The organism is Mycolicibacterium pyrenivorans (assembly GCF_025821625.1).
Classification (GTDB): domain Bacteria; phylum Actinomycetota; class Actinomycetes; order Mycobacteriales; family Mycobacteriaceae; genus Mycobacterium; species Mycobacterium pyrenivorans.
On record NZ_JACKSH010000180.1, the window covers coordinates 1 to 14491 of the forward strand.

At 67.2% G+C, this 14491-nt stretch carries 12 protein-coding genes and 3 pseudogenes; 10 read left to right on the forward strand and 5 right to left on the reverse strand.

The window, feature by feature from the left end; translation table 11 throughout:
- Positions 1-229: 229 nt before the first annotated feature.
- The 3 genes and pseudogenes from H7I57_RS33990 to H7I57_RS20460 form a co-directional block, all read right to left on the reverse strand.
- Positions 230-997 (reverse strand): annotated as a pseudogene (locus H7I57_RS33990) (lytic transglycosylase); the annotation flags it as partial.
- Positions 998-1373: 376 nt separating this feature from the next.
- A complete protein-coding gene (locus H7I57_RS20455; protein ID WP_308204388.1) occupies positions 1374-2066 on the reverse strand; it encodes a thermonuclease family protein in 693 nt (230 codons plus the stop codon).
- A 56-nt stretch (positions 2067-2122) separates the two neighbouring features.
- The gene (locus H7I57_RS20460; RefSeq protein WP_264025649.1) at positions 2123-2875 is read right to left on the reverse strand and encodes a transcriptional regulator; all 753 of its coding nucleotides are present in this window, start codon (positions 2873-2875) and stop codon (positions 2123-2125) included.
- 211 nt (positions 2876-3086) lie between these two features.
- Between H7I57_RS20460 and H7I57_RS20465 the strand changes: the two genes are divergently transcribed.
- The 7 genes from H7I57_RS20465 (at position 3087) to H7I57_RS20495 (ending at position 10238) form a co-directional block, all read left to right on the forward strand.
- Positions 3087-3386: a WhiB family transcriptional regulator gene (locus H7I57_RS20465; RefSeq protein WP_264025650.1), complete on the forward strand. Its 300-nt coding sequence runs from the start codon at positions 3087-3089 to the stop codon at positions 3384-3386.
- Positions 3387-3753: 367 nt separating this feature from the next.
- Positions 3754-4959 carry a helix-turn-helix domain-containing protein gene (locus H7I57_RS20470; protein ID WP_264025651.1) on the forward strand — a complete coding sequence of 402 codons (1206 nt, stop codon included), beginning with the start codon at positions 3754-3756 and terminating at the stop codon, positions 4957-4959.
- A complete protein-coding gene (locus tag H7I57_RS20475) occupies positions 4956-5699 on the forward strand; it encodes a WhiB family transcriptional regulator (protein WP_264025652.1) in 744 nt (247 codons plus the stop codon). The genes H7I57_RS20470 and H7I57_RS20475 overlap by 4 nt, the downstream gene beginning before the upstream one ends.
- A 560-nt stretch (positions 5700-6259) precedes the next feature.
- Positions 6260-7189, forward strand: coding sequence for a ParA family protein (locus tag H7I57_RS20480; protein ID WP_264025653.1), 930 nt, complete (start codon positions 6260-6262; stop codon positions 7187-7189).
- The gene (locus H7I57_RS20485; protein ID WP_264025654.1) at positions 7186-7896 is read left to right on the forward strand and encodes a hypothetical protein; all 711 of its coding nucleotides are present in this window, start codon (positions 7186-7188) and stop codon (positions 7894-7896) included. Before H7I57_RS20480 ends, H7I57_RS20485 begins: the two co-directional genes overlap by 4 nt.
- Positions 7897-8682: 786 nt before the next feature.
- A complete protein-coding gene (locus H7I57_RS20490) occupies positions 8683-9396 on the forward strand; it encodes a nucleotide-binding protein (protein WP_264025655.1) in 714 nt (237 codons plus the stop codon).
- Positions 9396-10238 carry a ParB/RepB/Spo0J family partition protein gene (locus H7I57_RS20495; RefSeq protein ID WP_264025657.1) on the forward strand — a complete coding sequence of 281 codons (843 nt, stop codon included), beginning with the start codon at positions 9396-9398 and terminating at the stop codon, positions 10236-10238. Before H7I57_RS20490 ends, H7I57_RS20495 begins: the two co-directional genes overlap by 1 nt.
- Before the next feature lie 6 nt (positions 10239-10244).
- On the opposite strand, the gene H7I57_RS20500 is transcribed toward H7I57_RS20495, so the two are convergent.
- The gene (locus H7I57_RS20500) at positions 10245-10688 is read right to left on the reverse strand and encodes a hypothetical protein (RefSeq protein ID WP_264025659.1); all 444 of its coding nucleotides are present in this window, start codon (positions 10686-10688) and stop codon (positions 10245-10247) included.
- A 170-nt stretch (positions 10689-10858) separates the two neighbouring features.
- Here H7I57_RS20500 and H7I57_RS20505 point away from each other — a divergent pair, with 170 nt between their 5' ends.
- Positions 10859-11023 carry a hypothetical protein gene (locus H7I57_RS20505; protein WP_264025660.1) on the forward strand — a complete coding sequence of 55 codons (165 nt, stop codon included), beginning with the start codon at positions 10859-10861 and terminating at the stop codon, positions 11021-11023.
- A gap of 39 nt (positions 11024-11062) precedes the next feature.
- On the opposite strand, the gene H7I57_RS20510 is transcribed toward H7I57_RS20505, so the two are convergent.
- The gene (locus H7I57_RS20510) at positions 11063-12190 is read right to left on the reverse strand and encodes a DUF2637 domain-containing protein (protein WP_264025661.1); all 1128 of its coding nucleotides are present in this window, start codon (positions 12188-12190) and stop codon (positions 11063-11065) included.
- Between the two features lie 252 nt (positions 12191-12442).
- Between H7I57_RS20510 and H7I57_RS20515 the strand changes: the two are divergent.
- Both H7I57_RS20515 and H7I57_RS20520 read left to right on the forward strand, forming a co-directional pair.
- A pseudogene (locus H7I57_RS20515) lies at positions 12443-14003 on the forward strand (Mu transposase domain-containing protein).
- Positions 14000-14395, forward strand: a pseudogene (locus H7I57_RS20520) (ATP-binding protein); the annotation flags it as partial. The pseudogenes H7I57_RS20515 and H7I57_RS20520, both read left to right, overlap by 4 nt.
- Positions 14396-14491: the final 96 nt, after the last annotated feature.

Genomic DNA, 14491 nt, shown 5'->3' on the forward strand with positions numbered 1-14491 from the left:
CCCGACAGTGGTGCCATCTGGGCCTGCCCGGAGCGCACCAGGTCCCCGGCGCCGGAGAGCTTCATCACCGAGCCCGCGGCGGGTCCTTGCCCGGAGGCCGGCGGGTCGCCGAACAGTGAGTGCGCGCGGCCCAGCACCTCACCGACCTGAGCCACCACCGCGCCAACCGACACGAAACCAGTATCAGCGACCCCACCGGGCCGTCCGGACACAAAATCCCGCAGCGGGATCAGTACCCTCTCGGCGACGTCCTCGGGTCGGCCTGCTGAATCTTCTGCGCGAGATCCGACCCGTCAGCTGAAACGTTGTACCGACCCATGGCGTAATTGACGAACGCCGCGGCCTGGGCCACGGGGTCTCGCAGATTGGTCGACGTGCCCGGCTCGTGGTAAGCCCGGAAGGTCGGCTCGATGAACTGAAACGCACCCTGCGAGGGAGTTCCTTTGGCGGCGTTGCTATCTGAGTTATTCTGCGCATTCGGATTGTGGCCAGACTCCCGCGCCGAGACCACCATCATCCCGTTCTCCCAGTACTGACGGGCCCGCGGATTGGTAATCCCCTTGAGATCGAGAGCGCGGTTGATCGCCGCCCGGATGTTCGCCGCCCCCGGCGTCGACGGGATATCGCTATGTGCGGAGAACCGGGCTGCGCTGCGGCGCTGCGATCCCCGCTGCGGACCCGTCACGTTCGCCATCTTGGCGATCTGCCCCACATCGAACCCGGGCATCCCCCCTCCCCGGGAAGAACCCATCGACATGCCACCCATCCCGGCTCCACCGCCACCGAACGGCGACCCGCCGCCCACCGGTGCGCCACCGCCGTAGGCCATCGACCGCAGCATCGCGGCCATGCGGGCACTGCGGGTTTTGTAGGCCTGCACGACTTGTTGTTGTTGGGCGACGCGCTGGCGCAGGGCGACCAGGAGTGCTTTCTGGCCGGCGGGGGTGTTGGTGAACGGGGCCAGTCCGTTGGTGTCGGCGGCGGCGCCGTTGACGACGGTGCCGGAGCTGGNAGGGCGACCAGGAGTGCTTTCTGGCCGGCGGGGGTGTTGGTGAACGGGGCCAGTCCGTTGGTGTCGGCGGCGGCGCCGTTGACGACGGTGCCGGAGCTGGTGCGGCCGGTGCGATCGGCGCGGGCGGCTTCGTCGAGCTGGGTGCTCAGTGCCCGGTCGTTGCCGGCCAGGGTGTCCAGGGCCGGGCCCGCGCCGCCGGCGAAGGTGGAGTAGTTGGTGGCCAGCTGCCCCGACAGTGGTGCCATCTGGGCCTGCCCGGAGCGCACCAGGTCCCCGGCGCCGGAGAGCTTCATCACCCCCGACAGTGGTGCCATCTGGGCCTGCCCGGAGCGCACCAGGTCCCCGGCGCCGGAGAGCTTCATCACCGAGCCCGCGGCGGGTCCTTGCCCGGAGGCCGGCGGATCGCCGAACAGTGAGTGCGCGCGACCCAGCACCTCACCGACCTGAGCCACCACCGCGCCAACCGACACGAAACCAGTATCAGCGACCTCACGGGGCCCTCCGGACACAAAATCGGAAGCGAGCGGCAGCTATTGCGGCCGCACGTCTGTCTCCGCGAAGCAAGGTGGGCCCCACAACCCGCGGCCGGCTGCGCGCGCTGATGCTTCAGCTGCGGCGATCTCGCCCGCCCGCTGCGGCGGCCTGGATACATCGAAGACGTAGCCTCGCGCGGCCCCTGCGGCTGCCGCCAATACCGAGTAGTCGCCGCGGTCGGTTTCAAGGTAGGCCAACGTCCGTAGCGGTCGTGGGCATCCTGGCTCGCATCAGTGACCAGCGCGACCCGACGATTCAGCAGTGTCGCTGTCGCGAACTCCGTCGCCTGACGGCCCCAGCACTCCTCGGTGCCTTTCGTCTCGGGGGTGTCGATGCCGAGAACGCGCACCCGCAGCCGTCCGCGAGCGTCGTCGACCACGTCGATCGTGTCGCCGTCGACGACGCGAAGCACGGTCGCTGTTGCGTCCGCACTGGCCGCCGGGGCGGCGCAGGCCGATGCGGGGGCGGCCAACATCGCAGTCGCACCCACGGTCAGGACGGAAGCTAAAGATGGTCTCATGCATCCATTTTCGATGCTGTCGGCGGTGCTGCCTGCGGCCGATTGTTGCGCCAGGATCAGGGGCTGGCCAGAGCGTCAATCAGGCTTTCCACCCTGGCGGCATCCTCGATGCTGAGCACCTCGCCCGCCTCGGCCGACTCGACCAACTCCACAGGGATTCCGCCTACTACGGCCGCCTCGCCGGCGACGAGGTTGGCCCGGCGCCGGACTGCATATAGTCGCTGCCCTAGCGTGGCGTCAGGATGCGCTGCCGCCTTGAGCATGAGGTCGTCGTAGCGGCCCCGAATATGACCGAGGGATTTCACCACCTCGGCCGGAGAGCCCTGGCTATGTCGCATCGCGCGAATTGCCAACGCCTCCAGCTTGCGCAGGTCAGTCAGAATGCTTAACGCCCGGCTAGGGAAGTCCGGGGACGTCGCCGCGGGGAGGTCGTCGATCGCGGTGTCAAAACGGTCCAGGGCCAGCTCCAACGCGTCTACCACCAGAATAGCGTCGGCCGACCCGCCGGGCGGCGCGGGCGTTTTGGTGGCGGCCACCGCGGGCGTGGGCGGCGCTAACGTTTCTGCGGGTGGATCGCCGCCGGCACGAATGCGCGCTATTGTTCCCGCCGGCCACTGCAAACACTGCTCAAGGGCGTGTCTACTGCGCTCCCTGGGCCACAAGCGGCCTTTCTCGAGACCGATCAGCGACGGGGCGGTGATCACCTTCCGGCGTGCCAACTCGCGCTGCGAGATCTTTAACTTAAGGCGTCGAGCTGCGACAGCGGCGCCCGCGCGGGCAATCCCGTCGTCGATCTCATCGGCCTCCACCGCGCCAGTGTAGCCAGCGGTCATCACGATTTCGGAACAACAGCGGGCACGTCACGGGCTGACTCCAGTGAAGAAAGCGCTAACACTTGCAGTCCCTCAGCGCCCGACAGTGGGCCAAACATTTAGCACAGAGATTTAGCACTCACTAGTGCGGTGCTAAATGTTAGTGCTAAAGTTCGGGTTATTCGATAGCTCAGTGGGAGGAGCGACGGTGACCGTGACACTCCAACGACCAACGGTGCGCAGCAGCACTCAGCCCTGCGTGTCTGACCCCGACAGGTGGGCCGCTGGCGGCGACGACCCGGAGCTCAAGGCGCTCTGCCGAGGCTGCCCTCGGCGCTGGCAGTGCGCCAAGGACGCCCTCGACACCCCTGGCGCCGAAGGCATGTGGTCCGGGGTGCATATCCCCAAGGAAGGTCGGGGACGCAAATTTGCGCTACGCCAGCTGCGATCACTGGCCACCCATGGAGGACTTGTCGTTAAAGGCGCGCCTGGCGACGACGTCAGCTAGCGACGCGGGCCGCGACCAGGCGTCAGAGAACCAGAGTGATCGGTGTGAAAGATGGTGCGGCGTGTCCTACCCGCCGCTGCGGAGCCCGTGAGGCATGCTCAGACGGGCGCGGATATCCGCGCCCGGGTCGGCGCGGATATCCGCGCCGGGGGAAGTTTAGTGTGCGCCACACCGAGCGCCACTGAGACGGAGAGGAGGCAGCCGACCAACCATATCGCCGGCGTGTAAACCCCGGCGGCACAAGTGAAAACCTCACAGCGAAGCGCCTAACGGACAAACCCCCGGTCCTGAGACCGAGGGTCGTCAGGTTCGAGTTGCCGCTCGAACCTTGGTGTCTTCGCGCGTCCCCTCCCTGAAGGGAATCGTCATGAACGACGCATCCCACGGTAGCGCATGCCCGCCCGACGGTCTACCTGCAGCGCACCGTGACACCGCAACTCTGCTGACGCACCGCTACTACGGGTCGAGCGCCCTGCTGCGGCGGCGCGGTACCGCCCGCACCACACCCGAATCGATCCGCCGGGCCGGGGGCGAGTGCTTCGACCGGCTCCCCCGCATCGTCCTTGAAATCGAGCCGGTGGCGGCTATCCCCTGTTGGAGGGGTCGCGCCCGGAAGTGGGTGCACGAGACCGTGCCTACGGCCTACCGCAGCCGCTACGACAGTCATGTCCGCCCCGCCATGCCGGGTAACCCTGTGAGCCTGAAATCGGTGATGGCAGTGGCCGAGGCGCGGGCATCGTTCGCTGATCACCGTACGGGCCGAAACTGCCGTCCAACGAACGACCGTCTCGCCGAAATTACCGGCCTCTCGATCCGCACCGTACAACGGGCATCGACCGCGCTACGGCTGCTCGGTGTCGCGACCGAAGTGATGCGCGGCCGGCAGCGCTCCCGTGACGAGCGGTTCGCCAGCTGGCGCGTCGGCGACCGCGGACGCGGATGGGCCTCAGTCTGGGCTCTGCACGATTGTCGGTTCCGATCGCTGTCACCCCATCCCGGAGGGTCTTCTTTTAATCTTTTTAACTCTTGTAAGAAATCACTCACTACCACAAACCGGCGCAAAAGCGCCGGTCGCAGCGCCGCTTCGCGTCGCCCACGCCCCGACAACAGAGCGCTGCTGCTGGCAAACCGCTGGATAGCCGATCCGCAAACTCCGGCCTGGGCCCGCCGGTATCGAACCGGCGGACCGTGGGCGGCGGTGCTGACCACAGTCGCCCAACACGGCTGGACACCTCGGGATCTCAACCAGCTGCTCACCGATTGGGTCGGTACCGGCCACTGGATCCCCGAAAGCCCGTACAAACCGATCGGGCTGCTCGGCAAGATCATCGCCAGTCACGGCAACCCCGCCGAACGGCCCGCAGCCCTAGACGAGGCCCGTGAGCAGGCCGAACTGCTCGCCGTCAGGCAACGCATTGATGCCCAGATCCAGAACCGCGAAACCCAGCGTCGGGCCCGCGAGGCCGGACGTGCTGCCCTGCAGGGTCCAGGGCACCAGGCCGCGCGGGCGATCCTCGACGAGATCGCGCGGCGGCGGAAAGGGCGCGGCAGCGGTGCCGGGGCGACCCCATGAACCATTCAGCCGAACCGGACGCCGTGGCAGCGACTGTGTCGCTGCCCTGCCACGCCGACCCCGATCAGTGGTTCGATCCCGCCGCGCGGACACAGTCGTTGGCCGCCTGCCTGCGATGCCCGCGCCGCCGGTGGTGCGCGCGCCGCGCGCTGACATGCCGGCCTTCGTGGGGAATGTGGGCGGGTGTGTGGATCGACGGCCGCTTCGCCCCTGTGGCGCATCGGCTGAACTCCATCGCCGCCGATGCTCCTCCCCCGCGCGCCACCGGGGCCGTCGCCGCAAGCACGCCGCTCCCTTGCGCGACCGGAGTCCCCTCCCCCGCCGGCGCCCGCTGCTCCACGCCGGCACCCGCGGCCGCGCTGGTGTGGGCACGGGCCAGCGGGCACTGCGAGATCATGGCGCCAGACTGCCGCTTGTCGGCGGACTCTCTTGAGTCCCGTCTCGGCGAGCAACCCGGCGAGAGCACCGCGTCAACCCTGTTCGCCGTCTGCGTACGCTGCGCCAATTTGATCGCGAGCCTTGACCCAAGGCTGGCCCGCCGGCTCGGCTACCGTGTCTGTTCCCGAGATCGAGCCCCCGACGCGCCCTTTCTGTGGCGCCAACAGCATTGGGTCACCCTGAGTACCGACGGCGCCTGTGGTGACGCTTCCCCACCAGCACCCGGCCGCGCCGGGCGAGACCGACCAAACCTGGTTCCCAATGGGCCTCCGGATCAGCGGCTGCGTCGTTGCACGGGATGAAGGCTCACCCCGAGCGCGGCAGTAACCCGCACCGGCACCGATGCAGCGCTGACCTGCAATATCCGGGCTAACGACGGGACAACACCGGATGATTCACGCGTCTGAAGACGCATGGAGGCCGTGTAACCAAACGGACGTCACGCGGAACCACGCCGGGCGTGAAACGTCCGTACGACCGGACGTACTGACGCTTGACCCTCGTACAGATGGCGGGTCGAACGCCGATTGACCTGCCGAGCTATAGACGTCCGGCGCACCGGACGTCGGTTTTGGCGTATCCCGGGCGCAACGTCGGGTGGTGCACCCAGACTGACGGTCTCGCGGACACACGGCCAGACGATGGAGCGAACACACCGCCGGCTACACGGCCCGAAGCCCAGCCGTCCACCCGCACCGATGTCCGCCGGCTGAGTCGTCCACTCGCACCGGCGGCGAATCTTCCGTGCCGCACCCCAATCACACAAACGACCACACGTCCCAACAGTCACTCCAGTAACGGTTCGATCACACTGCGGTGCGGCGCCACGGGAATCCGTGCGCCGGGACATACGTTGGCCGCCATGACGATGAGCGGACCGGCCCGAACAATCCTCGTGGCCAACCAGAAGGGCGGCGTCGGGAAATCCACTACGGTTGCCGCGGTGGCGGAAATGATCGCCGCGGCGGGTAAGCGGGGACGACGGGTGCTCGTCGTCGATGGGGACCCGCAGGCCAATGTCACCGTCGAGGATCTCGGCGTCACCGGCGACCGCGGCCAGTCACTGTCGCAAACGCTGCAATACGGGGCCCCACTGGTACCAGTGCGCAACGTACGACCCAACCTCGACGTCGTGGCTGGGGGACCCCAACTGGCGGTCGTCGGCGCCGCAGCGCACCTGATGTCCGAAAGCGGCATCAATATGGCGACCAACTTGGAGACCGCGCTGTCGGCGCTGTGCGAATCCGAAGGGTACGACCTAGTCGTCATCGACTCCGGACCCGGAGACGTCCCACTGTTGGACACCTACCTGGCCGTCGCCAACTACCTCCTCATACCCACCCGCGACGATCAGGCAAGCCTGGGCGGCGTCGAACGCCTCGCCCGCCGGTTCTGGCGTGCCCGCAAACATGGCGCGTCAATTCAGCTGCTCGGCGTGCTGCTCTTCGACGTCAACCCGCGCGCCGTCAAACGCAACCAGGAGGTGTTCGCCCAGGTCCGCGAGATGCTCGAGGGAAGCGGGACCACGCCCTTCGACATCACCATCCGCTCGGCGCCAGCCGCCGCCGTCGACATGCGCACCCTGCACAGGACCGCAGGTGAGCTGGTCGCGCTGGCCCACGACGACCGTCGGAGCCGGCTGGCCCGGCTGCGCGACAAACAAAGTCCCGAACGAGGACTGTGGACCAGCGACCCCAGCGGTCTCGCCGCCGACTACCAGGAACTGGTCCGCGAGATCATCGGCCGGCTCGTCCGCTTCGAATCCACACCCATGGAGGTGAGCGCCGGATGACCCCGACCCGCCAGAAAGCCAAACCGGTCTTCGATCCCTCCGCGCTCGACCAAGACCTCGACGACCTGTGGCCGGCCCCGAAGACACACCAGACACCGCAGCCGGTCGCGCCACCGCCGGCACCAGCAGCGCCTTCGACCCCGCACACAACTCCGACGCCACCCCTGGCGGCGCCGACGAGTTCTCCTGCCCAACCTGCCGCGCCCGAAACTCCGTTGCCGACCGCCGTTCCGCAGATCGCCGTTTCACCGACAACTCCAGCAGCGCAACCCGCCAACCACAGCGGCGATGCACAGCAGCCGAACAAGGCTCGGATCCGCCCGCCAGAGGTCCTGCTGTCATCGGAGGTCTACGACGAGCTCTACCGAGTTCAGCTCGCGGAAAAGAAGGTTCGCCGCGGTCTCGCGCGCACCATGGGCGCCATCGTGCTCGACGCTATCGAAGCCCACGCCACCCGCCTGGCCACCACCTGGGCCAACCAACAGGACGCGGTAGGGGAGGGGCAGCTCTTCGAACGACCCTCCTCGAACGCAGTGCCGCGCCGCCGCAGGCACGCCACCGCACCACGCACCGTGGTGCTCTCCGGCGTCACCGCCGCCAACGGGCAACGACTCGACAACCTGGTCCTCGCGTGGGGGGCCGGAACACGCAGTGCGCTCGTAGAACAAGCCCTCCGCTACGAGTTCGACCTGCTACCGCACCGCTGAGACCCACCGCGGCCCCGGCCGCAAACGGTAGCCACCGGCGCGCCGGTGACATCACACCGATCACGACCGCGCTGAGGCGCCGGATGCATCGCCGACACCGACTCCACGCCCAGCGTCACGTGACGGATCGGCCGACGTATGGCGAGGTGGCCCGCTGCAACAGCGAAGCGCCCCAGTCGACCCTCCGGCAGCCACGGACTGGCGTCTCGACCCCGGGCCCAGCGCGAGACCAATTAACCGCGGTTAATTGCGCCGAACGGCGTCTGCGCCCGCACGTCCGACGCAGCCGGCGCGGCCAGCGCCGGGGGAGCAGAGGGGCCGAGAATCCGGGAGGACGTCCTCGGCTCAACAAAACCCAGACACTGAGGAGAGGCCCGGACCACCCTGAATCACCCCGCGGCGCCCAATACCGACCTCCAACTGCCCGACCCGCCGCCCGGTGATCGTGGCATGCCGATTAACCGCGGTTAATCGGCAAACCCCTCCTCTACAGTGCGCCACGATGACGGCACCACCCTTTCCGCGCGACCTTTCAGGGTGGACTCCCTACCGCGCGAGCCTGCCGAGCGACCGGAGCGGTTGCCAGCCGAAACCGACCCGTGCACGGGGGAATGTCCCGCGCAGCCGAGCGCAGCCCCAGTTCCTGCGCCCGAGTTTCAGTCGAGCCGTCACAACGATGTGTGACCCCGCGTGTCGGGTCGCCGCCAAACCCGTTGCACCGTAGGGTAAGTCCGTCTGATCCGAAGTACCCCGTTACTGCGGGGGAAGCAAACGGGAGGCCCTCACGTGGCGATTCATGTTGTGCTCAATCAAAAGGGCGGTGTCGGCAAAAGCACCATCTCGGTCAACCTGGCCGCTGTCACCGCCGACGTCCTCAACCGCGACGACGACCCTGACGCCACCTCGCCGGTGCTGGCGCTGTCAGTCGATCCGCAAGGATCGGCGGTATGGTGGGCCTCGCGCATGAACGACCTGCCGTTCCACATCGCGCAAGCTCACGACGATCTGGCTGGACTGGCCGCGCTCAAAGAACTCCCCGGAATCCAGCACGTCTACGTCGACACTCCAGGATGGATCGACCTCGACGGCGACGGCAACGGATCAGATCCCCTCGGGCGCGGGCCCGCCGCAGATGTGCTGCGCACCGTCCTGGACATGGCCGACCAAGTCATCGTCCCCATCGAGACCGAGCCGCTCAGCTTCGATCCGACCGCCCGGACTATCACCAAAGTCATTGAGCCACGCGGACTTCGGTACATCGTGGTGATCAACAACTGGGACCCGCGCGACGGAACCTACGACCTCAACCAGACCAAGGATTTCGTCAAGGCCAACGGCTGGCCGCTAGCCAACACCGTGATCAGGCACTACAAGCTGCACGCCAGAGCCAGCGCCGACGGTCAGGTCGTCACCGAGTACCCGCTGAACCGGGTGGCGCTGCAAGCCCGAGAAGACTTCTACAAGTTCGCCCTCGAGCTCAACGTCGCGGCGGTGCGCTGATGGCACGGGGACAGCGCACCAACCTCGCCGACCTCGCCGCATCTGTGGGCCACAGATCACCGGTGGATCGCAGTGCACAGCGTCCAGACGGTATCCAGGGCCACGCCATCGTGTTGAGCGACCTCGCCGCCAATCCACGCAATCCGCGCGAAGACGTCGGGGACCTCGCGGATCTGGAATCGATCGCCGACATCCAACTGCAACCCGCGCTGGCAGTCACCAGCGCCGCATACCTCAAACTCTTTCCCGAGGACCAGATTTCGGCACGCTACGTCGTGATCAACGGGTGCCGCCGACTCGCCGCAGCCCACAAGTACGGCCGCAGCGACCTCGCCGTCGTCATCAACGACGAGATCGCCCGCGACCGAATCACCCTCATCTCAGCGTGCATCGCCGAAAACGTCGACCGCCAGGACTTCGACGTCATCGAAGAGGCGCGCGCTGTGGAGGCGCTCGTCGCCGAGTGCGGACGTGCCGACGAAGCCGCTGCACGGCTCCACAGAACCGCGGCGTGGGTCTCCCAGCGACGCGCCCTACTGAAGCTGGCACCAGAACTGCAAAGCGCGCTACGGCGCGGCGAACTGGCCATCCGCGAGGCGCGGCAACTGGCCAAAGTGCCGCTCGCCGAACAGGTCGCGCGGTGGCAGGCCACCCTCGACCGCACCAACGACCCAGACCAGGACAGCGGCAAGCCCCGACCCCCGAGCCGCTCCCGCGTCATCGCCTCGGCGCTGGCCGATTTCGACAACCAACCCGAACAGCTCGCTCACGCCCTACGCACCTACCTCGGCGCCGACGGGATAAGCAGGCTGCTCAAACTACTCGGTGAACTCGCCGGCTGAACGGCCCTACTGATCGACGAGGTCGCCCAGATGACCCGGCGTCATGAACTGGCCTAGCGCATCCAGATAGCGCCGCGCCGCAGCGCGGTACTTCGCCGCCGAACCCTGATCGGCATCGCCGGCATCAAGAAGATCTTGCTGAGCGGCGATCAACAACCGGTTGGCCTCAGCAAGCGACACCACCTGCGAACGCAGATCCTCCACCAGAGCATCCGCGGGGGAGTGGACCGCAGCCGCCGGCCCCGGGGCAGCAGGCAGCTCGTCGGCGTAGACGTACCACCGCAGCCGTTCCGGCCGCGGCAGAGCGCCACCGCGAAGCCGGCCCGCTGTGATCGCCTTGATCAGCGTGCGCGGATCCTTACCCAGCCGGGACGCAGCCTCCTTCAACGGCACCACTGGACCCTGTGGTTCCGTCTCGACCCCGGCGGGTGGTGTCTTGGGCTCGCTCATCCCTGCTTACGTCGGCTGTTTGGTTCTCGTCATCCCGTCTAGAACATTATGCTCCTAGATAAGGACACTTGTAGCGACATGCGGAAGCCACCTGACTAGGAATGTCGCTAATTAACGACATAAATGTCGTACACTAGGACCATCTTCGTGCACCGCGAAAGGGAACGGCGATGAGTGGCAAAGGGACCGAGACTCGACAACTCACCGAGGGTGTGTTCGTGCGCTTCACGGCCGACCAAATGGAGCGACTGCGCGGCGAGGCGCAGACCCGAGGCGTCAGCCTCCCCTTTCTTCTGCGCGAACGCTCATTGGGCATCGAACGCGCCGCGTCGTAAGGCCCGAACCCCAACGCCCACGCCGACGAGCGGCCTTGCCTACCTGGCCGCGGTGCTGGTCTCGGCCAGCTGTTCGGCGGCGGAGAGAATTCGACTCACGGTGCTGTGATGAACCTCGTGACGACGTCCGATTGTGCTCGGTGGGGTACCAGCGGCATTGTCGGCGAGAATCTTGGCGATCAGATCTGGCTCTTTCGTGGTGATCCCCTCGCGCACCAGTGACTCCGCCGTCGGGAGCCAACTCTCAACGGTGGTCTCCACGCCCGTCTCAGTGCACAACTCAGACTGGGGCAGCGCTGATGTGACCGCGCGGGCAGGTACGGCCCTCAATGCCCGTTCCAGTGGGCGCTGCCCATCGGCGCCGCTGTCGGTTAACGGGTGTCCGTGGCGCACAGCGGCCGGCGCGAAAGCGGATGCGTAGGTGCTGCTGGACTCACGGTTGGGCATGGGCCCGGCTTGCGCCTCGCTAGTCGGCGCAACTGCCGAGCTTCGAATCGGGTTCGGCGGCAGAGATCGCGGTCGATCCTCGACCTTCTGCTCGGTCTCGCCCTGCTCGATATAGCCGCCGGTGTGCGCCGGAGTCGACGAAGGCGTTGCTTCCGGCATCGCTTGGACCGCGTGCGACGGCTTGGCCCGCTTGGGCCTGGTCAGCGACAGCAAGCACAGCGTCGCGTGTGCGATCGCGGCATCGATGACCGCAGGCCAGATCCACGCCATGGACTCTCGAATCCCCAGCATGACCGCGAAGGAACGCAGCGCGTCGAACGACAGCGCGAATGATCCGAGAGCCAACGCGGTGGTAAGGGCCAGCGCCACCCAGTACACCCAGCCAACCGATCGAACGCGGACGAGCCAGGTCGCCGAATGGGTTGCTGCCAGAAGAATTGTCGGCGGCACCAGAGCCGCGAGGGCGGCCAGCCAACGGGTTTCCGATGGCGCGATCAGCAGAGCATGACCGACATTGCCGGAAAGCGACATCGCTGCCGCCAGGATCAACCAGCCGAGAAAGAAGGTGCCAGCGCGGCGGCGATCGTCGACGGCCGGGACGGTCTCGGTGGAGGGTTCCGAGGACTCCAGTCCTGCTACGTCGTGCTGGTGCAGAGTCATGCCATCGAGCCTAAAGTCGGCCGGCGGATCCCTCCTGCACAAAATCATCGGGCCGAACATCGCGGCTGGGACGAGTGACCGCGCTCACTGAATTTCCCCACTGACGCTCATCGAAATTCCCCACCCGTGTGGCTCCGCCGAGAAGGGCGGGCCTCCCTCGAAGCTGCTGGTGNAGTGACCGCGCTCACTGAATTTCCCCACTGACGCTCATCGAAATTCCCCACCCGTGTGGCTCCGCCGAGAAGGGCGGGCCTCCCTCGAAGCTGCTGGTGTCTGACGCCAGTTGCTCCATCGAAGGAGGCCCGCTTTCTCATGCTCACATGGGAGGACGATGTGGAAGTACATGCCCTACGCAAACGTGGTTGGACGATCTCGGCGATCGCCCGCCACACCGGCTTCGACCGCAAGACGGTCCGCAAGTATCTGGCTGGTGACGGCACGCCCGGGGTGCGAGCCCGGCCCGACCCGGATCCGTTCGAGCCGTTCGTCGACTACGTCGACCGCAAGACGGTCCGCAAGTATCTGGCTGGTGACGGCACGCCCGGGGTGCGAGCCCGGCCCGACCCGGATCCGTTCGAGCCGTTCGTCGACTACGTCGTCGCGAGGCTGACCGAAGACCCACACCTGTGGGCCCGCACCCTCTACGACGAGTTGGAGGACCTGGGTTTCGCACTGTCGTATCAGAGCCTGACCCGCAACATCCGCGCCCGCGATCTGCGGCCGGTCTGTGAAGCGTGCCGGACGGCGACCCAGCGTCCGAATGCAGTGATTCCACATGCCCCGGGTGATGAAACCCAATGGGACTGGCTGGAATTGCCCGATCCGCCGGCAGCGTGGGGCTGGGGCAAGACCGCGCACCTGCTGGTCGGCTCGCTGGCGCATTCCGGNAAGTGGCGCGGCTATTTGGCGCCGAGTGAGGATCAGCCGCACCTGGTCGCCGGCCTAGACCGCGTCGCCCGTGGCCTGGGCGGGTGCACTCGAGTGTGGCGCTTCGATCGGATGGCCACGGTGTGTGACCCTGGCTCAGGACGGATGACCGCNTCGTTCGCCGGGGTGGCCAAGCACTACGGCGTNTCGGTGGCGATCTGCCCGGCCCGTCGCGGCAACCGCAAGGGCGTGGTGGAGAAGGTCAATCACACCGCCGCGCAACGCTGGTGGCGCACCTTGGCTGACNTCGGTGGCGATCTGCCCGGCCCGTCGCGGCAACCGCAAGGGCGTGGTGGAGAAGGTCAATCACACCGCCGCGCAACGCTGGTGGCGCACCTTGGCTGACGAAGCCACGCCTGAGCAGGCCCAGGCAAGCCTGGATCGCTTCGCCCGCGTGCGGGGTGACACCCGACTGCGGGCCACCGCAGACGGGCGGTCCTCGGTCGCCGTGGTCGCCACAACGGAGCCACTGCACCCCGTGCCGGCGCAGGCGTATCCGGTGATCGTGGCCGAGACCCGCACCGCATCGCGGCAGGCGATGGTGTCCTACCGCGGCAACCGCTACTCGGTGCCGCCAGAGTTGGCAGCAGCCCAGGTCGTCGTCAGCCATCCNGTCGGAGGCGAGTTCTGCGACATCGCCACCACGAGCGGGATCGTGATCGCTCGCCACCGGATGGCCGCTGACGGGCTGGGGGTGATGGTGCGTGACAGCGGGCATGTCATCGCGCTGGACGCCGCGGCGATGNCCACCGCNNCNACCGGGCGCCCGCANCGCCGCAAGGAACGCATCCCACCCGGGCCGGCCGCCAAAGCCGCTGCNGCACAACTACTCCGACTCAAACAATCCGACACCTCCGTGCATCAAACCTCAGCTCCGTCAGCCGATTCCGCCGTCATCGATCTGTCCGTCTACGAGCGGGCCGCCCAGAACAGGACCATCCAATGACCCCCACTGCCCGCACCCCGAAGACCACCGCCACCACCACGACCGAGGAGTCGCCGTCGGCTGCCGCCTCCCGATATCAGCAGTTGCGCTCGCATCTGGCCGAGCTCAAACTGGTCGCGGCCGCCGAGGCGCTGCCCGCGGTGCTCGACCAGGCCAGCGCCGAAGGGCTATCGCTGACCGTGGCGTTGGAGCGGCTGCTGGCCGTCGAGGTCGAGGCCAGCACTGCCCGACGGTTGGCGGGCCGGTTGCGGTTCGCCTGCCTGCCCACGCCGGCCACCCTGGCCGACTTCGACGTCGATGCCGCCGCCGGGATCGACCGCAAGCTCATCGACGAGCTGGGCACCTGCCGCTACCTGGAATCGGCGACCAACATCCTGCTCATCGGACCGCCGGTTATCAACGGGTAGCAACACGCTCGAATCTATGTATGCAACAAGGGGGTTGATGCTGGGCAAGTCATCGTTGTTGCCGGTTTATCGGCGGGTGTT

Coding starts and splice junctions, on each gene's coding strand:
- H7I57_RS20455 (WP_308204388.1), bottom strand. CDS start 2,066: ATGAGACCATCTTTAGCTTCCGTCCTGACCGTGGGTGCGACTGCGATG.
- H7I57_RS20470 (WP_264025651.1), top strand. CDS start 3,754: ATGAACGACGCATCCCACGGTAGCGCATGCCCGCCCGACGGTCTACCT.
- H7I57_RS20475 (WP_264025652.1), top strand. CDS start 4,956: ATGAACCATTCAGCCGAACCGGACGCCGTGGCAGCGACTGTGTCGCTG.
- H7I57_RS20480 (WP_264025653.1), top strand. CDS start 6,260: ATGACGATGAGCGGACCGGCCCGAACAATCCTCGTGGCCAACCAGAAG.
- H7I57_RS20485 (WP_264025654.1), top strand. CDS start 7,186: ATGACCCCGACCCGCCAGAAAGCCAAACCGGTCTTCGATCCCTCCGCG.
- H7I57_RS20495 (WP_264025657.1), top strand. CDS start 9,396: ATGGCACGGGGACAGCGCACCAACCTCGCCGACCTCGCCGCATCTGTG.
- H7I57_RS20500 (WP_264025659.1), bottom strand. CDS start 10,688: ATGAGCGAGCCCAAGACACCACCCGCCGGGGTCGAGACGGAACCACAG.
- H7I57_RS20505 (WP_264025660.1), top strand. CDS start 10,859: ATGAGTGGCAAAGGGACCGAGACTCGACAACTCACCGAGGGTGTGTTC.
- H7I57_RS20510 (WP_264025661.1), bottom strand. CDS start 12,190: ATGTTCGGCCCGATGATTTTGTGCAGGAGGGATCCGCCGGCCGACTTT.